General features: G+C 48.6%; 20 protein-coding genes. 19 read left to right on the top strand and 1 reads right to left on the bottom strand.

The window, feature by feature from the left end; translation table 11 throughout:
* Positions 1-77: 77 nt before the first annotated feature.
* Positions 78-446 carry a helix-turn-helix domain-containing protein gene (locus PG722_RS01140; RefSeq protein ID WP_004070797.1) on the bottom strand — a complete coding sequence of 123 codons (369 nt, stop codon included), beginning with the start codon at positions 444-446 and terminating at the stop codon, positions 78-80.
* A 211-nt stretch (positions 447-657) separates the two neighbouring features.
* On the opposite strand from PG722_RS01140, the gene PG722_RS01135 reads away from it, so the two are divergent.
* The 19 genes from PG722_RS01135 to PG722_RS01045 all read left to right on the top strand — a co-directional run bounded on the left by PG722_RS01135 (position 658) and on the right by PG722_RS01045 (position 19,355).
* Positions 658-1,041, top strand: coding sequence for a GntR family transcriptional regulator (locus PG722_RS01135; RefSeq protein WP_015564335.1), 384 nt, complete (start codon positions 658-660; stop codon positions 1,039-1,041).
* Positions 1,034-1,894, top strand: a complete 861-nt coding sequence (locus tag PG722_RS01130; protein WP_004611597.1) for an ABC transporter ATP-binding protein — start codon at positions 1,034-1,036, stop codon at positions 1,892-1,894. Before PG722_RS01135 ends, PG722_RS01130 begins: the two co-directional genes overlap by 8 nt.
* Positions 1,887-2,537, top strand: coding sequence for an ABC-2 transporter permease (locus PG722_RS01125; protein ID WP_015542934.1), 651 nt, complete (start codon positions 1,887-1,889; stop codon positions 2,535-2,537). The genes PG722_RS01130 and PG722_RS01125 overlap by 8 nt, the downstream gene beginning before the upstream one ends.
* Before the next feature lie 128 nt (positions 2,538-2,665).
* Complete coding sequence (locus PG722_RS01120; RefSeq protein ID WP_074021989.1) at positions 2,666-2,845, top strand: cysteine-rich KTR domain-containing protein; 180 nt, start codon at positions 2,666-2,668, stop codon at positions 2,843-2,845.
* Positions 2,846-2,859: 14 nt separating this feature from the next.
* Entirely contained in the window at positions 2,860-3,549 is a 690-nt protein-coding gene (locus tag PG722_RS01115; RefSeq protein ID WP_223385979.1) for a VanZ family protein, read from the top strand.
* A gap of 391 nt (positions 3,550-3,940) precedes the next feature.
* On the top strand, positions 3,941-4,075 hold the full coding sequence (locus PG722_RS01110) for a hypothetical protein (RefSeq protein WP_256186109.1): 135 nt from the start codon (positions 3,941-3,943) through the stop codon (positions 4,073-4,075).
* 48 nt (positions 4,076-4,123) lie between these two features.
* Positions 4,124-4,381, top strand: a complete 258-nt coding sequence (locus PG722_RS01105; RefSeq protein WP_270579408.1) for a DUF3592 domain-containing protein — start codon at positions 4,124-4,126, stop codon at positions 4,379-4,381.
* Between the two features lie 563 nt (positions 4,382-4,944).
* Positions 4,945-5,376 (top strand): sigma-70 family RNA polymerase sigma factor, encoded by a 432-nt coding sequence (locus tag PG722_RS01100; protein WP_015554803.1) that lies wholly within the window; start codon positions 4,945-4,947, stop codon positions 5,374-5,376.
* Positions 5,377-5,382: 6 nt separating this feature from the next.
* A complete protein-coding gene (locus PG722_RS01095; RefSeq protein WP_004611627.1) occupies positions 5,383-5,625 on the top strand; it encodes a helix-turn-helix domain-containing protein in 243 nt (80 codons plus the stop codon).
* Between the two features lie 433 nt (positions 5,626-6,058).
* Positions 6,059-6,262: an excisionase gene (locus tag PG722_RS01090; protein ID WP_009296579.1), complete on the top strand. Its 204-nt coding sequence runs from the start codon at positions 6,059-6,061 to the stop codon at positions 6,260-6,262.
* A 79-nt stretch (positions 6,263-6,341) separates the two neighbouring features.
* Positions 6,342-7,619 (top strand): tyrosine-type recombinase/integrase, encoded by a 1,278-nt coding sequence (locus PG722_RS01085; RefSeq protein ID WP_071441245.1) that lies wholly within the window; start codon positions 6,342-6,344, stop codon positions 7,617-7,619.
* An 87-nt stretch (positions 7,620-7,706) separates the two neighbouring features.
* Positions 7,707-10,103 carry a heavy metal translocating P-type ATPase gene (locus PG722_RS01080; RefSeq protein WP_330674651.1) on the top strand — a complete coding sequence of 799 codons (2,397 nt, stop codon included), beginning with the start codon at positions 7,707-7,709 and terminating at the stop codon, positions 10,101-10,103.
* Between the two features lie 16 nt (positions 10,104-10,119).
* On the top strand, positions 10,120-10,638 hold the full coding sequence (locus PG722_RS01075; protein WP_118753575.1) for a DUF6921 family protein: 519 nt from the start codon (positions 10,120-10,122) through the stop codon (positions 10,636-10,638).
* Positions 10,639-10,647: 9 nt separating this feature from the next.
* Entirely contained in the window at positions 10,648-11,187 is a 540-nt protein-coding gene (locus PG722_RS01070) for a pilus assembly protein PilX (protein WP_110436409.1), read from the top strand.
* Positions 11,184-12,728, top strand: a complete 1,545-nt coding sequence (locus PG722_RS01065) for an FAD-dependent oxidoreductase (RefSeq protein WP_270579407.1) — start codon at positions 11,184-11,186, stop codon at positions 12,726-12,728. The genes PG722_RS01070 and PG722_RS01065 overlap by 4 nt, the downstream gene beginning before the upstream one ends.
* A complete protein-coding gene (locus PG722_RS01060; protein ID WP_442861181.1) occupies positions 12,725-13,438 on the top strand; it encodes a 2Fe-2S iron-sulfur cluster-binding protein in 714 nt (237 codons plus the stop codon). The genes PG722_RS01065 and PG722_RS01060 overlap by 4 nt, the downstream gene beginning before the upstream one ends.
* Positions 13,439-13,480: 42 nt before the next feature.
* On the top strand, positions 13,481-13,732 hold the full coding sequence (locus PG722_RS01055; RefSeq protein WP_118760362.1) for an MptD family putative ECF transporter S component: 252 nt from the start codon (positions 13,481-13,483) through the stop codon (positions 13,730-13,732).
* 796 nt (positions 13,733-14,528) lie between these two features.
* Positions 14,529-16,385, top strand: a complete 1,857-nt coding sequence (locus PG722_RS01050; RefSeq protein ID WP_270579406.1) for an ABC transporter substrate-binding protein — start codon at positions 14,529-14,531, stop codon at positions 16,383-16,385.
* A 6-nt stretch (positions 16,386-16,391) separates the two neighbouring features.
* Positions 16,392-19,355 carry a hybrid sensor histidine kinase/response regulator gene (locus PG722_RS01045; RefSeq protein ID WP_270579404.1) on the top strand — a complete coding sequence of 988 codons (2,964 nt, stop codon included), beginning with the start codon at positions 16,392-16,394 and terminating at the stop codon, positions 19,353-19,355.
* The last annotated feature ends 169 nt before the right edge of the window (positions 19,356-19,524 follow it).

Genomic DNA, 19,524 nt, shown 5'->3' with positions numbered 1-19,524 from the left:
TCCCGGTTTTTCCGAAAAACGCATAAAAAAAGAGAGGGCGCAGCCTTGCGTCCTCCCAAAAACAAAACAGAGGGTTGTCATGCACCCTCCGTTTCGTCATTCTTCTGTTGAATTTGAATGGCCCCGTCAATCGCGCCCTCGATGATCGGCAGAAATTCTTCCGGGCAGAGTTTCAGCTTGTGGCTGACCCGCTGCCGCTGTGCGCTTTCCTCCCGCATGATCTCCGGGTTAAAATACCGTTCCACGGGAAGCCCGCAGATTTTAATAAGCTGTATGATAACCGGCAGGCTGGGAATCGTGCCGTCATTTTCGATGTTGGCAAGATAGCGCCAGTCGATATTGACCTGTTCCGCCAGCGTCTTACGCGATAACTGCTTGACTTTCCGCGCCTCTTTTACATCTGCGCCGAAAGTTTCAAAGCCGGGACAATCTTTGATATTTGCCATATAGCACCACCCATTTACATTGTATATTTCATATTTTCTCAATGGAATGTTGCTATATGCAGTAAGATTAAACTTTATAATTCATATCCCGAAACATAGGCAGAGGAAATTATTGCCACCCCCCCTTTTTGAAATATTGACAAGATACGCCTCTCGTGTTATACTGTTATACAAAACAGCATAACAGTTAAAACACACGGAGGATGCAGCAATGAAACTGATTATTTCAAATGTATCTGGCATCCCCATATACGAGCAGATTAAACAGCAGATCAAGGCGGCTATTTTATCTGGCGAGCTTCAAGCCGAAGAAACTTTGCCCTCCCTTAGAACACTTGCCAAAGACTTAAAGATCAGCGTCTTAACAGTGACAAAGGCATACACAGAATTAGAGCAAGAGGGCTTTGTTAAAAATGTGCAGGGGCGTGGATGTTTCGTAATGGGGTCTGGTTCAGAACTGATTAAGGAGCAGCTTATTTGCAAAGTAGAAAACAATCTCACCGAAGCAATAAAAGCTGCAAGAATGGCAAATCTATCCACAGAGGAATTACATCGCCTTTTGGACATTTTAACGGAGGTAAAAACAGATGACTAATTATTTAGAGGTAACGAATCTTTCAAAATCTTTTGATTCTTTTCAGCTTCACAATATCAGCTTTACTTTGCCAAAGGGATATATTATGGGCTTGATTGGCCCGAATGGTTCTGGCAAAACAACGACAATCAAACTGATTTTGAATATGCTCAAGCGCACCGGTGGCACAGTCAAAGTGATGGGGCTGGATAATATCGCAGAAGAACAAAAAGTAAAATCAGAGCTGGGCGTTGTTTTCGATACAAATTATTTCAGTGATGATTGGAAAGTGTCGCAGGTTGAAAAATCCATTTCGGTATTTTATCCAAATTGGGACAGCCAGAAATTTGCGGATATGTTACGGAAATTTCACATTGCACCAACCAAAAAGGTAAAAGAACTTTCCAAAGGTATGCAGATGAAGTTAATGCTTGCCTGTGCGTTTTCATACGACGCCAAGCTGCTGATCCTCGACGAGCCGACCAGTGGACTTGATCCGGTTTCCAGAGATGAACTTTTGAAAATTCTTTCAGAGTATATTGAAGATGGCGAGCATAGTGTTTTGTTCTCCACCCATATCACAGGCGATTTGGAGCGTGCAGCCGATTATATTACCTACATCAGTTATGGCGAGCTGTACTTTACTGGCAGCAAAGATGATTTTGTAGATATGTTCCGCATTGTAAAAGGTGGAATTGAGGAACTGTCCGATGATCTGAAAAATAAGGCGGCTGGTATTCGTACATTCCCTACGGGATTTGAGGCTCTGATGAAAACCGAAGATATTAGCGGTTTCCCTAACCTGACCGTTGATCCTGCCACCATTGATGAAATTGTAGTGTTTACAAGCAAGAAAGGTGACGATTATGAGTAATATTTTGAAATCCACAAAATTAGATATTGCATTGGTAAAACCATATTTTAAGACGATTTGCTTTACCCTGCTCCTGCCGATTGTGTTTGCCGCAATCAATCGTTCTTTGCTGACAGGGGTATCATTTGCTATGTGCTTTATTGCCATGACGACGGGATATACCTTTTCCATCACAGAAAAAAACAGCATGGATCGTCTGTTTGGTATTTTACCTGTTCGTAAAAGCGAGCTTGTGATCGGACGCTATGTTTTTGTCCTTGCAATGGGGCTTCTTTCCTTGATTATTTCTTTGATTGCACAGCCGCTTGTCTTGAAAGTGCTGGGTGAAACAGTTGGCGTATTTGATATTGTAACTGCCGCTATTGCAGGAGTATTCTTATTTGCACTCTATACCGTGTTCCAGATTCCGGGATATTACAAGTACGGCTCAATCAAAGGACGGGTATTTATGTATATTCCAGTGGCCGGTTTTTTGGTGACTTTACTTCTTCTCTCTAAAATGCCAGCTATCGGGAACTCAATTATTTCAGTCGTTGAATCTTCTCCGATACTTCTCGTTTTCCTTGCGGTTTTTGCTATTGTCGTGATGTATGCGGTTTCAATCTTCTTGTCCATTCGGGTTATGAAGAATAAGGAAATGTGAGGTGATTGTATGGATTTCACAATTTTGGCAGTTGTGCTTTTGATTGGTGTTGGCGTTCCTATCCGTAATAAACTCATACGGAAATATCGGGATAAGAAAAAGAATGATCGCAATTCGGAGTGAACAATATGGAGAAAACAGAGTTCATCCGCTGCCCAGTCTGCGGGAATAAAACACGCGACAAAATTCGGGAAGATACCGTACTTAAAAATTTTCCTCTCTTTTGTCCAAAATGTAAAAGTGAATGTCTAATCGACATTGAACAATTAGACTTACGATTAGCATTATGGGAATACCGTCGTTACTAATGACAGTATTCTGTTTGCTTTATGAGAAAATGCTCAATGCTGGAATGGGCAATAAATTTGAATTTGACAAGGAGATAATAATGATACCAATTTCTGATATTCTCATCCGCTCAATTAGTGGGTATGTGTTTATGGTTCCAGTCTTCGTACTGTATTTCTTGTGGCTCAAAAAATTGGGGAGAACACAAAGTTTTCTCCATACCGCTGCAGTGTTTGTTTTTGGTTATTATTTATTCGGACTTTTGACCGTCACAGGCATCGGCTTTACAAGCACAATGACCTTTCGCCCGAACATTTCTTGGACTCCATTTATCGGTATGATAACTGGGCCAATTGATACCATTCTGAATATTATTCTGTTTGTCCCGTTGGGATTTTTCCTGCCGCTGCTGTACAAGAAATATCATCACATGAAGACGGTTGCATTGACTGGCTTTCTGTTTTCTTTGGCTGTTGAAATTGTCCAGATGTTTGGCTGGGGTTCTTCCGACATCAATGACTTGATGACAAATACCGCTGGAGCCTGTATTGGATTTTTAGTTTATTGTCTGCTGTCAAGAATCTTGCCTGCCAATCTGAAAAAGCAACTTCAATCCAGCCGTGTCAATGCTGTGGCTGAAGTACTTCTCTTTGCTATTTGCACATTTGCCATTATGGTCACGGCTCAGACTTGGTTTGTCCATGATGTGCTGAATGTTCCATAAATTGTATCGGAAACAATCGGTCTCAGATATAAAAAAATAGTGTCTTCTGTTTGACACACCTGCAGACCGATTTTTCCGTATTGAACTTAGTCGCGTCAACGAAGCCACTACCTATGGAATTTCAATCTTTTCCTTCCTGTTATGCTTGGACAGATTGAATAATTCTCTTTGTGTTATATCTATTATTTTTAGGTAATAGTCCACAACGGCTTCTAACATGAAGGTACAAAAAATAAAAGTTGATCCTCAATCAACCCTATTATTGTACTCTTCAATTCATACTTTTCGATCTCAATGGTAGTATGGTTAGATAGACATCTGTTGCCGCTATCCCTTGGTAAGTTACCCGTTCAGCTTACCTACAAATTTAGAATACAATAAATGGCATCATTTGAACAGACTATATTTTTGGGATGAACTGTTCTACTATGAGAGCTTCGGTCTGTTTGCTGTGCTGATTCTGGTACAGTTGGCGGCCACCGGCGCAGCAGCGTTCCGCTTTTACTACAAACAAAGAAAAGGCTGAATAGAAAATAGGTATCATCAATCAAAAATATCATTGGAGGTATAACTTATGGAAAAAGAAACAATGGGAACTGTAATTTCAGTTATAAAACAATGGTGGTTAAAAGTGAATCGTAAACCTACCCGCGTTCATGCGATGGATGGCGCAGCCTTTCCGCATACTATCAAGGTCAAATATACGATAGACGGCAAAGATTACATCTGCCGAAAATGGATTGGCGCAGGAAACAAAGTCCCTGACAAGGGAACAACGATTAAAGTTATCTATTGTGAAGATAAGCCATCGAAAGCAAGAATTGAACTCTAATTCAAATTGAATGACTAACATGGTATGTTTTGTGGCCTTTGCGGCATGAAACATACCTGCATATTCAAACATCTGCCTCCACAGCGGGGAAAAGAAAAAAACCGCTGACGGGCAGAGGATTTCGTGCGCTTTCCTGTATCACTGACGGATACGGCGGTTTTGAGTAGATCAAGGCCGCCGTTTCTTTTTGCTTCGACGACCCCTGCACCGTGTTCTGGCATGGCGGCTTTAGGAGGGAGCCGCCATGCAACGAAAACTACTTCGACAAATTCCGACAGGGGTTAGCCTGTCAAAAAAAGCCGTCCCCCGGCAGCGGGGACAAGCGGCTGTGCGTATGTACTATACTATGTAGGAAAAGAACATATTGCTTTTTGTTTCGCCCAGCGGGTCTTTGATCTGCCGGGCGAATTTTGTTATTTCCTGCGGTCTGCTATCCGGCGCAAAAAGAAATTTCAAAAAAGTGAAAAAAGGAGGCGTTTAGCGGGCAGCCAGAGAGATTCCATTCGCTCTATTGGCGGAAAGGGAGAGAACCACCACATCCCCCATAGAAAGGGGGTGAGAAGATGGAAGCGATCCCCCGCAAATACGGTGAATGGGGCCAGTTTGACCGCTACTGCAAGCTGGTTCTGTACCATGAGGCGATAGATTATCTGCGGGAAATGAAGTGCCGCCGCGACCGTGAAGTGTCGCTGGACGCTCTTTCCCCGGCTGATTGGGACAAGCTCTCGACCGTAGATCGGTATTCCTGCGACAGCTTTACATTCAGTTCGCATGGCTATGACCTACATATCGACAACGAGCTTGTGGCCGAAGCGTTTGCCAGCCTGCCAAAAGACGAGCAGAGTATTTTGATTCTCCGCTTTGTTCTGGATTTGACTGACGAAGAAATTGGCCGCCTGATGGGAATGTCCCGCAGCGCAGTACAGCGCCACAGGACAAGCACCTTAAAAGACCTGCGTGTAAAATTGATGGCGTTCATGCCGGAGGGAGGTTAAACGCGGATGAAGCAATCCAGTTACAAGGGCAAAAGCCCTCTGCCTGATTTTGTGATCGACGCGGCCTGCGCCGGTAACGCCGAAGCCGTGGAGCGTGTCTTGCAGCATTATGACGGCTATATCAATAAGCTGTGTACCCGGACGCTCTATGACGGCAGCGGTCAGCCTCATATCTGCATTGACGAGTATATGAAGCGCCGATTGCAAATCAAGCTGATCCATTCCATCGTTAGTCCCATTGGCGACTGACGGTTAAGGCCCCGGCCATAGACAGGCGGCTTTCCCTTTCCCCGCCTGCCTGTTTTCCCGGCGGCCCCTTTGCTCCTTGACAAATACGCCCGCAGGACAATGGCGGCGCGTCATAGGGCAGACGGATACATTCTGTCTGCGCCGAGCCGGGCGGCAGGTGCGCCAAGAGGTTTTCCCTCATTGGGATAAGCGGAGCGATTTTACCGGGCCGTAAAGCAGGTGTGGCAGCCTGCGGGCGACGACGCGCAGACAGGACAATGATACTCCCTTGCCGTCGTAGTCCGAGCGTTTGAAGCGTCGCAGGCAACGAGCAGGGCCGCGTGAGAACCACGCAGGGGTGAGATTCCCGTGGAGCTGTGCCAGCAGCCGTCCGTTACTTTCTGCCCACTTTCACAACAATAACCTTTGTTTTGAAAAGAAAGGGGGCCATGTTATGAGTAATAACGATGTGCCTATTTGGGAAAAATACACGCTCACCATTGAGGAAGCGTCTAAATATTTTCGGATCGGGGAAAACAAACTGCGTCGGCTTGCCGAGGAAAACCCCACCGCTGGCTGGGTGATCCTGAACGGCAACCGCATCCAGATCAAACGGAAGCAGTTTGAAAAAATTATTGATTCCCTTGACACAATATAGTGAAAAAGGGCCTTGCTCGTGTTATAATAGGTTATAAGCGTGTCAAGGCTCTTTCCGTCATGGAAAGGAGCATGACGAAATGCCAAGAAAAGAACGAGATGAAAAAAGACGGGACAACAAAGGCCGCCTTTTGAAGTCTGGAGAGAGCCAGCGATCAGATGGAAGATACGCTTACAAATACATTGACACCTTTGGAGAAACCCAGTTTGTTTACTCATGGAAGTTAGTACCTACCGACAAAGTACCTGCCGGGAAACGGCCCTGTCTTTCCCTGCGCGAGAAGATCAAGCAGATACAGAAAGACCTTGACGACGGGATAGACACCATCGGCAAGAAAATGACCGTGTGCCAGCTTTATGAAAAGTACACCCGGCAGCGCGGGAATGTGCGGAAAGGAACCCAAAAGAGCCGCCAGCAGTTAATGAAACTTCTGTCCGAAGATAAGCTGGGCGCGGCCAGCATTGACAGCGTGAAGCTGTCCGACGCAAAAGAATGGGCCTTGCGTATGCAGGAAAAGGGCGTTGCCTACAACACCATCTGCAACAGCAAGCGTTCCTTAAAAGCCATCTTTTATATGGCCGTACAGGACGATTGCCTCCGCAAGAATCCTTTTGACTTCCAGATCAATGAGGTTATCAACGACGATACCGTACCAAAGGTGCCGCTTACCCCTACACAGGAAAACGAGCTTTTGGACTTCATGCAGAACGATCCTGTCTATGCCAAGTATTATGACGAGGTGGTGATCCTGCTGGAAACCGGGCTTCGTATTTCCGAACTCTGCGGCCTGACGCCAGCCGACCTGAATTTTGAGAAGCGCTTTGTGAATGTAGACCACCAGCTTTTGAGAAGCACCGAGGACGGCTACTATATCGAAGCGCCAAAAACAGAAAGCGGATTCCGTCAAGTGCCGATGAGCGCAGCCGCCTATGAAGCGTTTGAGCGCGTGTTGAAGAAGCGCAGGGACGGCAGGTGCATTAAGGTTGATGGTTATAAGGACTTCCTGTTCCTGAACCGGGATGGCCTGCCCAAAACCGCCGTCAACTATGACGCCATGTTCAAGTGCCTTGCCAAGAAGTACAACAAGTGCCACAAGGAGCCGCTGCCCGATGTGATGACGCCGCACACCATGCGGCATACATTCTGTACCAGAATGGCAAACGCGGGCATGAACCCCAAAGCATTGCAGTACATCATGGGACACGCCAACATTGTAATGACGCTGAACTATTACGCCCACGCTACTTTCCATTCCGCACAGGAGGAAATGGAACGGCTGCAAGCCAAGGCAAAAACCACCACAGAGGCCAAGCCGGAAACTGCGGCGGAAAACGCCGAGGAAACCAAGGCGGCATAAGTAGTACGCAGAATTTACTACTACTTTTACTACTTTTGAGAGTGAAAACATGAGGGGTAATAAAAAGATTTGTGAAGTTCTTCCGATATGAAAAGTGCCGGAAAAGCCCGAAGTAACGGGCTATACCGGCATATAAGAACATCTAAAGAGATAATTAGAAATCTATTAAATTATTATCATAAAATTGAAAAAGAAGTCGGAGAATTGGATGGAGTACAATCCTCAGTTGTAAATTTGATGAAGCAGACGCTTACAATCAATGTTGCTCCAGTTGCCGCAAATACAATAGCCAGTCAGATTGAAACGATTGTCCACAGCCATGAGCCGGGTGTGGAGGTTCAGGAAGAAACAATTATCCCCGTTACAAAGAGTTATTTGTTAAAGGGCTTGGACTGTCCGAGCTGCTCCGCAAAAATTGAAAAAGAAGTCGGAGAATTGGATGGAGTGCAATCCTCAGTGGTAAATCTGATGAAGCAGACGCTTACAATCAATGTTACTCAGAAAGCCGCAGATACGATAGCCAGTCAGATTGAAACGATTGTTCATAGTCATGAGCCCGATGTGGAAGTTTCTGAAATTGTACAGGAATCTTATATACCGGAAAAAAAGCAGGAGGCCAATGAATCCTATAACAATGAGGACAAGAAGTTGACGATTCGTTTAGCGATTGGCGCAGCAATCTATGGTATTGGTATGGCATTGACAGTTTTTGCGAAAGTGCCACTGCCTGTCGAGTTAGTTTTTCTCATTGTCTCCTATATTATTCTTGGCGGGGATGTTGTATGGCAAGCTGTGAGGAATATTTCAAAGGGACGTGTGTTTGATGAACATTTCCTGATGAGCGTTTCTACGATTGGTGCTTTTGTCATTGGTGAATATCCGGAAGCAGTTGCTGTTATGCTGTTCTATCAAGTCGGTGAATTTTTCCAGTCGTTGGCTGTTGAGCGTTCCAGAAAATCTATATCAGATTTAATGGATATACGTCCGGATTGTGCTACAGTCAGAAGGAACGGAGGATTGATTACCATATCTCCTGAAAGTGTTGCCATTGGTGAGATTATTATTGTAAAGCCTGGTGAAAAAATCCCATTAGACGGTGTGGTATTGGATGGAGATTCTATGCTGGATACGAGGGCTTTAACTGGAGAATCGGTTCCGAGAAGCGTTCATAAAGGAGACGAAGCACTTTCCGGTTGTATGAATCAGACGGGTGTTTTAACGATTAAGACAACGAAAGCATTTGGTGAATCTACTGCTTCAAAGATTATTGATCTTGTGGAGAATGCGTCCAGTAGAAAAGCACCAACAGAAAATTTCATTACTACATTTGCACGTTATTACACTCCTGTTGTTGTAATCTTAGCAGCTATTCTGGCAATTCTGCCACCGATCCTTCTTGGTGGAGGTTGGACAGAGTGGATTCGCAGAGGATTTGTTTTCCTTGTGGTATCTTGCCCATGTGCATTGGTCATTTCAATCCCGCTGACTTTCTTCGGAGGTATTGGTGCGGCATCTAAACGAGGTGTTCTTGTAAAAGGAAGTAATTATTTAGAGGCGCTTAATAATGTCAGCATTATTGTGTTCGATAAAACTGGAACACTTACAAAGGGTGTTTTCAATGTGACTGATATTCTGCCTGCAAATGGATTTTCAAAAGAACAGGTTCTGGAGTATGCGGCCCAGGCAGAGAGCTTTTCTAACCATCCTATTGCAAAATCCATTCTCTCTGCATATGGAAAAGAAATTGACCAATCAGTTATCTCTGATTACAAGGAAATTTCCGGATATGGAATCAGTGCCATGGCAGGAAAGAAGAAAGTTTATGCTGGCAATACGAAACTTATGGATTCAGAGCATGTGGAGTACACAGCCTGTGAAAAAGTTGGTACAAAGGTTTATGTAGCAGTAGATGGTCAATATGCCGGATGCATTTTGATAACAGATGAAGTAAAGCCGGACAGCAAAAAAGCAATTTCTGATTTGAAACATATCGGTGTGGAAAAAACAGTCATGCTTACCGGTGATGATGAAAAAATTGGGAAGTCTGTTGCAGAAGAATTGCAGTTGGATGAATATTATGCACAGCTGCTTCCTGATCAAAAAGTGGAAAAGGTTGAGCTTTTAGATGGTAAAAAGAGACCGGGAAGCAAATTGGCTTTTGTTGGTGATGGTATCAATGATGCTCCTGTCCTTGCTCGTGCGGATGTTGGTATCGCAATGGGTGGGCTTGGTTCGGATGCGGCCATTGAAGCAGCAGATGTAGTTCTGGTGACAGATGAACCGTCTAAGCTGGTGGACGCGATTGAAGTAGCAAAAGCGACAAAACAGATTGTCATGCAGAATATAGTGATTGCTCTTGGGATTAAGAGTGTGTTCCTGATTCTTGGCGCTCTTGGTATTGCGGGAATGTGGGAAGCTGTATTTGGTGATGTAGGCGTTACCATAATTGCCGTCTTGAACGCAATGAGGATTTTAAAAAAATAAGAAACGAGGTGGCAATGTGAAACGAAAACTGATTCTGTTAGTTGTTACGATTGTTTTTCTTGCAGGTTTCGGTGCACTTTTGCACTCACCGCCCTCTATGATTGATGCAATCACAGGAGCAACACCGAAGTCAAAAAAGGCGGCTCAAGCCTCCGCACAGTTGGAAGGCTCTTATGTTCTCGGTATTAATATGATGTCAGATGGTCTCGACAACGAGAACACCCGGAATAAATTAAAAGAATTGGCACTGGACGATTCGGAAACAAATGAAACAGATCTCATGAAAACGGACATTAGTTTTCGGTTATATGTATCTGAGACGGATTATCCGCTTGTCAGTTATGCTAAGAAACTCTGCGACAGGTTGGAACAGGCCGGTTTTTCCGTGGATTTGACGGAGTACAGTAACAACATGCTGCTGTCCAGAGTGATAAGCGGAAAGTATGACGTGTTCTTGGCATCGGATAATTTCATGGATATTACGACGCTTGAGCAGATGGACTACATAATTATGGACAGCGAAGAAATGAGGTGAGTGGGTCTTATGAGAAAATGGAATACATTTTTGTCTGTTTTGATGCTTCTCATTTTTATGATTCATGGGATCATGGGCAGCTTTATGCTGGTTGGGGTAGGAAGTAGCGCCGGGAAAGTTCTTGCTTGGATTGGAGTCGCGATTCTTGTTGTCCATACCGCCATTGGCATTTTGTTGACAGTTCGGAGCCTGCGAACTGCTAAACAAGCAGGTCAAAAATATCTGAAGCAGAACAATATCTTTTGGGCGAGACGTGCCAGCGGGCTGGCGATACTAATTCTGCTGTTCTTCCACATCGGCTTGTTTGGAAAAGTGCAGAACGGAACATATATTCTGTTCCCTTTTACAACTGTAAAGATGGTAACTCAGCTTTTGTTCGTAGCGGCAATCTTTGTTCATATTTTTATCAATATCCGCCCATTGCTCGTATCACTGGGAATCATCAGTTATAAAGAACGCCGGAACGATATTTACCTGATCCTTTCGGTGCTCCTCCTATTTATTGCTGGAGCAGTCATTTTATACTATATTGGATGGCAATATCTATGAGTAAGACAATTATTATTATAGGTGCTGGACTGGCAGGACTTTCAGCGGCTTTGCAGGCAGCGGAAAATGGATGCAATGTAAAACTGGTTTCCTCCTTTCCATCAGAGCGGGCGCAGTCTGTTATGGCGGAGGGCGGTATCAACGCAGCTTTGAATACAAAAGATGAAAACGACAGTCCCGAAGAACATTTCACAGATACAATAAAGGTGGCTTGCGGTCTGGCAGACCCAAATGCAGTTTGGGGAATGACACAGGCAGCACCGGAGCTGGTGCACTGGCTGTTAAAACTTGGAGTTCAATTTAATATGAGCGGATATGATGATGTGGATTTGCGGAATTTTGGCGGGCAGAAAAAGAAACGGACTGCCTTTGCACAGAGTGACACCGGGAAGCAGATTATGACCGCTATGATTGACGCTGTTCGTCGAAAAGAAGGGGCTGGTATGGTAGAACGGTTTAGCCACCATTCTTTCCTGACGCTTCGACTGTGCGGCAGTGTTTGCTGTGGTTGTGTAATTAGGGATGAATACAGTCAGGAAATTGTGGAATTACCGGGGAATGCGGTCATTGTTGCCTCCGGTGGTATGCACGGATTGTTTGGGAATACAACAGGTTCGCTGTCCAATACGGGAGAAGTAACCGCAGAATTGTTCCGGCTTGGTGTTCCTCTGGCAAATGGTGAAATGATCCAGTATCATCCGACTACTGTGGAATGCGGCGGGAAACGTATGCTTATCAGCGAGGCAGCCAGAGGGGAAGGCGGCAGGCTGTTTGCTCTCAGAAACAATCAGCCGTGGTATTTCATGGAGGAAAAATACCCGGAGCTTGGAAATCTGATGCCCCGTGATATTACCGCCAGAGAAATATGGAAGGTCAGCCATGAATCCGAGGTATTTCTTGATATGACGGAAATATCGAAGGAGGTCATTTCAAATAAGCTGTCTGGCTTAGCAGATGACTGCATGACATATCTGCATAAGGATATTCGGAAGGAACCTGTGCCTGTTTTGCCAGGAATCCACTACTTCATGGGTGGTATTCTTGTGGATGAGCAGCACAGAACGTCGATTCAGAATCTTTATGCTGCCGGGGAATGCTGTGCCCAATATCATGGTGCAAACCGTCTGGGTGGTAATTCCCTGTTGGGCGCATTGTACGGAGGACGTGTTGCGGCAAAGTCAGCCTGCGAACAAGCTGACGGCGTAGTTTTATCTTGTGCGGCGCAGATAGATATTCCACCAGTACAGGAAATTGTGGGAACAAAACAATTAAATCAGGCTATGCAGGATTCTCTTGGGGTTGTTAGAAATGGAAGTTCCCTGTTAAAAGGGATTCGGAAAGTGCAGGAACTAAAAGGAACTCTGCCGTTGCTTGGTCTTGCAGTTCTCCAAAGCGCCTTTGCCCGAAAAGAAAGCCGGGGAGCGCACTGGCGGGAGGATTATCCTGAATGCAACAACAGGGATTTTCTCAAAACGACGGTGGCACGATTTGACGGAAAGCAGATACAAATTTCCTTTATGTCTGTTCCAGAGAGGCGGTGATTAACTTGGTATATAAAGTACGGATTCGGCGACAAGAGAATCAGAAATCAGACAGCTATTGGCAGGAATTTGAGTTTGGCGGAAGTGAAAATAGTTCTATTGCCGCTGTCTTAAACGAATTGAATAGTCGTAGCCCACTGACAGATGCATGTGGGAATACGGCTGCTCCTATTGGATGGGAATGCAGTTGTATGGTACGTAAATGCGGAGCGTGTGCCATGCTGATCAACGGACTTCCCCGGCTGGCCTGCTCTACATTTCTGAATATGCTAAAGAGCAGTACCGTTACGCTGGAACCACTCAGTAAGTTTCCTCTTGTCAGGGATCTGATTGTTGACCGGTCATTCCTGTTTGAGAACTTGAAGAAACTAAACCTTTGGTTGGAAAGCGAAGCCTATATGATTGAATTTACACACGAACCGAGGTATCAGTCGGCTCGCTGCCTGATGTGCGGGTGCTGCCTTGAGGTTTGTCCAAACTTTTCTTCAAAGGGTACTTTTGCTGGAGCGGTTGCAGCGGTCAACGCTTTTCGGATTCTGAATGAAGAACAGGAAATAAGCCATCGAAACGATGTTTCAACTCAATATAAGGAAAATTATTTTGAGGGATGCGGGAAATCATTAGCTTGCCATAACATTTGCCCGATTGGTCTACCTGTCGAAGAATTGATCGTGAGGTCAAATTCGGTAGCTATTTGGGGAAGACAGTGAGTATCAAAATGCTGATTAAAAAAACATGATTAACCTACATCTATGGTTTTACCAAAAATAGAGACATATCCTTTGTTTCGGTGTGTTAGCGGTTTTATTATGGACTGGATTCCGTATATGTATACTGTGGCAAAGATACCAAAAACAGGAGTAGTTCTTGTAATGAACCTGTTTGTTGCAGCCGCTTTTCTGGCTTTTGGGGAACTTGCAAATCTGCTGCTTGTCAGTTTGAGTGTTTGCTCTATTTTAGGGGGAATTGTTCGGAAATGGGTCGAATATAAGAATTATAAGTAATCAGCGATTTTGGGAAAAGCAGGCTGAGGCGTTCGGGAAGCGGTTTTTGAATTTTGAGCGAATGGGTACAGTTGAAATTTCAAGTAGCAGAGCGCCGAAAAAGTGGTATAATGAACGAGTAAAAGGAAGACAGATGCGAACAAAGCGTGAGTGCAGGCGGTACTTCGCTGTGTATGCCGCGTATGCCAAAGCGTGTGCCAGTGAGAGGATTGTAAACAACAAGGAATCGCAGACTTTTAATCGAGGTCGATTTAACCGCTGTTGAGCGACCGCAGAGGGTCAACAGGGGCTTGCAGACCTTTGTCCGTTCAGGTCATAATTTCCCGACAATGAAGCCGCTGGACTGATTGCGGGTGCACAAGGCAGAATAACCGTGTATACGCGAGATTCTGCAGATAGCTTACACCAAATTACCACAGGCTTGCAGCAAAGGAAGCCTTGGAAATGTACAGATTGAATTTGGGCAATCGACCCGTCGAGAAATCGGCGGGTCTTTTTTTGCTCATCGGAGGTGCGGCGGTGTGTTCTTTTCGCAGCCTTGCAGCCGCACAGTGTTTCATGCCGGTATCCCATTTCAACTTGTTTTACAGGGATATTCGCCGCAAAAGCGCTCCGGATACGGCATATAGTCTGTGTTTTCGCCTGTTTTAGCAGGAAAAAAGGCGAAATTCCTTGAAATACCGCCTGTGAAGTGCTATGCTATTCTTATATAATGCCGTTTTGCGGCGAGAAATGAGGAAAAAGAAGGGCAGTCTGTCGGGGAGAGGCGGCTGTCACGGGTAAGGAGAATTGGTTGATGAAAACGAAAAAGCGGAAGCGGGGTCTGTCCTTCCTGCTCGCGGTACTGGTAACAGCGGCATGTCTGCTGACCGGCTGCGGCGCACAAAAGAGCGAAGCGCAGGAGGATGCGGAAACCATTCAGGTCTATCTGTGGAACACCACGCTGTACGAAAAATATGCCCCCTATATCCAGTCGCAGCTGCCGGATGTGAATATTGAGTTCATTGTCGGCAATAACGATCTGGATTTTTACAAATTTTTGAACGAGAACGGCGGCCTGCCGGACATCATTACCTGCTGCCGCTTCTCGCTGCATGACGCTGCGCCGCTGAAGGACAGTCTGATGAACCTCGCCACGACCAACGAGGCGGGCGCGGTCTACAACACCTACCTCAACAGCTTCAAAAACGAGGACGGCAGCGTAAACTGGCTGCCGGTCTGCGCGGACGCGCACGGCTTTGTGGTCAACCGCAGTCTGTTCGAGAAATACGGCATTCCGCTGCCCACCGATTACGACAGCTTTGTTTCCGCCTGTCAAGCGTTTGAAAAGCACGGCATCCGCGGCTTTGATGCGGACTATTTCTACGATTACACCTGCATGGAAACGCTTCAGGGACTTTCTGTCTCTGAGCTTTCCTCGGCGGAAGGCCGCAAATGGCGCACCGCGTACAGCGACCCGGCCAGCACCGAGAAAGTCGGTCTGGACGACACCGTTTGGCCGACCGCATTCAAGAACCTCGAGCAGTTCATCCACGATACCGGCCTGAACGCCGCTGACCTGACGCTGACCTACGATGACATCATGGACCGGATGCGCAGCGGCGAGCTTGCCATGTTCTTCAGCAGTTCTGCTAATGTTAAAATCCTGCAGGATGAGGGCATTGATACGACCTTCCTGCCGTTCTTCGGTCAGGACGGGCAGCAGTGGCTGATGACCACCCCGTATTTTCAGGTTGCGCTGAGCCGCAATCTCGAGCAGGACAGCAACCGCCGCGACAAGGCGATGCAGGTGCTCCGTGTCATGCTCTCCGAGGAAGCACAGAACCGCATCGTCTATGACGGACAGGACATTCTGAGCTACAGCCAGAACGTCAGCCTCCGTCTGACCGATTATCTGGAGGACGTGCGCCCGGTGGTCGAGCAGAACCATATGTACATCCGCATCGCCTCCAACGATTTCTTCTCGGTCTCCAAGGATGTGGTCTCGCGCATGATCGCGGGCGAATACACAGCAGAGCAGGCGTATCAGGCGTTCAACGCGCAGCTGCTTGCGGATGAGCCCGCCGCGGATACGGCTGTGCTGACCTCGGACAAGGGCTATTCGAACGTTTTCCATGCGGACAGCGGCAACGCTGCCTTCTCCGTAATGGCGAACACGCTGCGCGGCGTGTATGACACCGATGTGCTCATTGCTGCGGCGAACAGCTTTACCGGCAGCGTGCTGGCGGCAGACTACACCGAGAATATGGCTGCCTCTATGATCATGCCGAACGATCTGCGCGCGTATCAGCGCACGATGAACGGTGCGGAGCTGACCGAGACCGTCCGCGCCTTTGTCGAGGGCTGCGAGGGCGGCTTTACGCCGTTCAACCGCGGCTCTCTGCCGGTGGTCAGCGGCATCGCCATCGAGGTCAAGGAGGAAAACGGCGGCTTTACGCTGACCGGGATCACGCGGGACGGCAAACCGCTCCGCGAGGACGAGACCGTAACCGTAACCTGTCTGGCGACAGCGGGCAGCATGGCGCCGCTGTTTGTGGACGAGAGCCGTGCCTTCGAGGGCGGCGACACGAGAGTTCGGGACACCTGGAGCGCGTATGTCTCCGAGGGGAATGCCGTACTGGCGGAGCCGGAAAACTATATTACATTGAGGTAAACGGAAATGGCAGATAAAACACGCGGAAGCAAAATAAAATATCGCTTCCTGAAAAAATGGCGCCGCCCTGCCGCCGCACTGTTGGCTTTGGCGGTGCTGCTCGGCGGCATCTGCTATCGGTATTTCTTGTTTATGTCGCAGACGGTCTATCGGGAGAGCACCTCGCATCTGTCGGAGATCCTGCGTAAATCCGACAATATGCTGAACCATCTGGTCAGCCGAAACCAGATGATTCTGCATCTGTGGGGCGGTTTGCTGAAAAACGCCTCGAGCGAAGAACAGATCCGTTCCAGTCTGAACGAGATGCAGAAGGAGACCGGCTGCGCCGCCCTCTACTTCCTCGCCTCGGACGGCAGCTGCATGACGCAGGACGGCGAAAAGAGCAGCCTTGGCTCGCAGACCGATCTGGACACGCAGCTTTTCGCCGGAGAGGACGTCGTTGTGAATGCGGTGCTGCCCGGAAAGCCGCAGATGCTCGTGTTTGCCTGCCCGGAGATGAGCGGCACCTACCGCGGCTTCACCTATGATGCGATCGCCATCGCCTACTATAATGATACGGTGCTGAACGCGATCGACAACTCCGCCTTCGAGGGCACGAGCCACAACTATGTTGTCTACCCGGACGGGCGCGTTGTGCTCGACAGCGAGGCTGACGGTGAGAACGGCAGCGAGGAATCGGTCTATAATTTCCTCGCGGAGCTGCGCAGCAGCTCCAATCTGTCCGATAAAGCGTTCGACGCGCTGAGTGACGATTTCGCGCAGGGCAGGAACGGCAGTCTGATGCTGACGCTGCATGGAACCCGGTACTATCTGGTCTACGAGAACACAGGCATCCAGGACTGGATCATGCTCAGCCTTGTCCCGGTCAGCGTTGTTAACGCCAGCATGGATACGCTGTGGCACCGGACGGTCGAGATCGTGACCGCTATTGCGTGCCTGCTTATGGTGCTGCTTATCGCGCTCATCGTGCACAGAAGCCGCGATGCGCTGCGTCGGAGAGATACTGAGATCCTGTACAAGGATGAGCTGTTCACCCGGCTCTCACGCAACGTGGACGATGTTTTCTTCATGCTGGATGCCGAAACCTCCCGCACGGACTATGTCAGCCCGAACATCGAGCGGCTGCTTGGCGTGCCGCTCGAGCAGGTGCAGCAGGACATCCGTGCACTGCGGGCGCTGCACCCGAAAGACTCTCCCGACCACGATAAGAACTTCCTCGCGGGGATTCAGTGCGGCGAGCAGAGCGAATGGGATGCCGATTATGCCCATCAGCAGACCGGTGAGCGCCGCTGGTTCCACATCGTCGCCATGGGCAGCGAGGTCGCAGGCCGGACCAAGTACATCCTCGTGATGTCCGACCGCACGGCTGACCGGAAGATCAATCAGGCGCTTTCCGAGGCGGTTGCGGCCGCCGAAGCCGCCAGCCGCGCCAAGAGCACCTTCCTGTCCAATATGTCGCACGATATCCGCACACCGATGAATGCGATCATCGGATTTACCACCCTTGCGGTCAGCAATATCGACAATCAGGAACGGGTGAAGGACTATCTGACCAAAACCCTCTCCTCGAGCCGTCACCTGCTCGCGCTCATCAACGATATTCTGGACATGAGCCGCATCGAGAGCGGCAAGCTTCATCTGGAGGAAACCGAGGTCAACCTCGCCGAGATGCTGCACGATATCAAGACCATCGTCAGCGGACAGATATACGCCAAGCAGCTCGAGCTTTATATGGATGTGCTTGACGTTGCCGACGAGGACGTTTACTGTGATCGGACACGTCTGGGACAGATTCTGCTCAACCTGCTGTCCAACGCCATCAAGTTTACGCCCGCGGGCGGCACGGTCTCCGTGCGTATCCGGCAGCTTGCCGGAACCGTGCGCGACTGTGCGCAGTACGAGTTCCGCGTCCGCGACAACGGCATCGGCATGAGTCCGGAGTTCGCGCAGAAGATTTTCGAGCCGTTTGAACGCGAGCGTACCTCCACGGTCAGCCGGATACAGGGAACCGGCCTCGGCATGGCCATCACCCGGAATATCGTCGAAATGATGGGCGGCACGATCAAGGTGCAGACCGAGAAGAACCGAGGCACCGAGTTTATCATCTGCCTGCCGCTGCGCGTGCAGACCGGCAGCCGCCGCGAGGAAAAGATTGCGGAGCTTGCCGGCCTCAAGGCGCTGGTGGTGGACGACGATTTCAACACCTGCGACAGCGTGGCAAAGCTGCTGACCCGTGTGGGAATGCGTGCGGAGTGGACGCTCTCCGGACGGGAGGCCGTGCTGCGTGCGCGGCAGTCCATCGAGTTGGGCGACCCCTGCCGCGCCTATATCATCGACTGGCGGCTGCCGGACATGAACGGCATCGAGGTCACGCGCCAGATCCGCAGCCTGAACGATGACACCCCCATCATCATCCTGACCGCCTACGACTGGTCGGACATCGAAGCGGAGGCGAAGGCGGCAGGCGTGACGGCCTTCTGCTCCAAGCCGATGTTCCTGTCCGACCTGCGCGACACCCTGCTGACAGCCATCGGGCACATGCAGACGGCGGATGAGCAGGACATCCTGCCCGGGAAAAACGCCGACTTCCGCGGACGGCATATCCTGCTGGTCGAGGATAACGAGCTGAACCGTGAAATCGCAATGACAATCCTGCACGAGTACGGTTTTCTGGTCGATATCGCTGAGAACGGCGCGGTCGCGGTGGAGAAGGTCCGTACCTCGGACCCGGGCCGCTATGATCTGGTGCTGATGGATGTGCAGATGCCGGTCATGGACGGCTACACCGCCACCCAGCGCATTCGTGCGCTGAAGGACCCGGCGCGCGCCGCAGTCCCGATCGTTGCCATGACGGCCAACGTGTTTGAGGAGGAGCGAAAGCAGGCGTTCGACTGCGGCATGAACGGCTTTTTGTCCAAGCCGATCGTGGTTGAGGAGCTGATCGACGCGCTGAAGGGCATTATGCACTGACCGCGCCATGCGGATACATCAAAACCCGGAGTACCGGCCGAAAACGGCTGACGGTACTTCGGGTTTTTCGGATATGCAGAGGAAAATAAATGCCGCTGCGCCGCAATCTTCGCTTTCTTTTTGGGTCGGGAAATAGTATAATTATGGCATGGGAAAAGGAATGAATAAA

Origin of the sequence: Butyricicoccus sp. OF27-2pH9A, from assembly GCF_027693185.1 — a bacterium.
In the GTDB taxonomy this organism is placed as follows: Bacteria; Bacillota; Clostridia; order Oscillospirales; family Butyricicoccaceae; genus Agathobaculum; species Agathobaculum butyriciproducens.
Note: the sequence above shows the minus strand (reverse complement) of the source record. Positions and strands in the feature narration are given on the sequence as shown.

Coding starts and splice junctions, on each gene's coding strand:
- PG722_RS01140 (WP_004070797.1), bottom strand. CDS start 446: ATGGCAAATATCAAAGATTGTCCCGGCTTTGAAACTTTCGGCGCAGAT.
- PG722_RS01135 (WP_015564335.1), top strand. CDS start 658: ATGAAACTGATTATTTCAAATGTATCTGGCATCCCCATATACGAGCAG.
- PG722_RS01130 (WP_004611597.1), top strand. CDS start 1,034: ATGACTAATTATTTAGAGGTAACGAATCTTTCAAAATCTTTTGATTCT.
- PG722_RS01125 (WP_015542934.1), top strand. CDS start 1,887: ATGAGTAATATTTTGAAATCCACAAAATTAGATATTGCATTGGTAAAA.
- PG722_RS01120 (WP_074021989.1), top strand. CDS start 2,666: ATGGAGAAAACAGAGTTCATCCGCTGCCCAGTCTGCGGGAATAAAACA.
- PG722_RS01105 (WP_270579408.1), top strand. CDS start 4,124: ATGGAAAAAGAAACAATGGGAACTGTAATTTCAGTTATAAAACAATGG.
- PG722_RS01100 (WP_015554803.1), top strand. CDS start 4,945: ATGGAAGCGATCCCCCGCAAATACGGTGAATGGGGCCAGTTTGACCGC.
- PG722_RS01095 (WP_004611627.1), top strand. CDS start 5,383: ATGAAGCAATCCAGTTACAAGGGCAAAAGCCCTCTGCCTGATTTTGTG.
- PG722_RS01090 (WP_009296579.1), top strand. CDS start 6,059: ATGAGTAATAACGATGTGCCTATTTGGGAAAAATACACGCTCACCATT.
- PG722_RS01085 (WP_071441245.1), top strand. CDS start 6,342: ATGCCAAGAAAAGAACGAGATGAAAAAAGACGGGACAACAAAGGCCGC.
- PG722_RS01080 (WP_330674651.1), top strand. CDS start 7,707: ATGAAAAGTGCCGGAAAAGCCCGAAGTAACGGGCTATACCGGCATATA.
- PG722_RS01070 (WP_110436409.1), top strand. CDS start 10,648: ATGAGAAAATGGAATACATTTTTGTCTGTTTTGATGCTTCTCATTTTT.
- PG722_RS01065 (WP_270579407.1), top strand. CDS start 11,184: ATGAGTAAGACAATTATTATTATAGGTGCTGGACTGGCAGGACTTTCA.
- PG722_RS01055 (WP_118760362.1), top strand. CDS start 13,481: ATGGTTTTACCAAAAATAGAGACATATCCTTTGTTTCGGTGTGTTAGC.
- PG722_RS01050 (WP_270579406.1), top strand. CDS start 14,529: ATGAAAACGAAAAAGCGGAAGCGGGGTCTGTCCTTCCTGCTCGCGGTA.
- PG722_RS01045 (WP_270579404.1), top strand. CDS start 16,392: ATGGCAGATAAAACACGCGGAAGCAAAATAAAATATCGCTTCCTGAAA.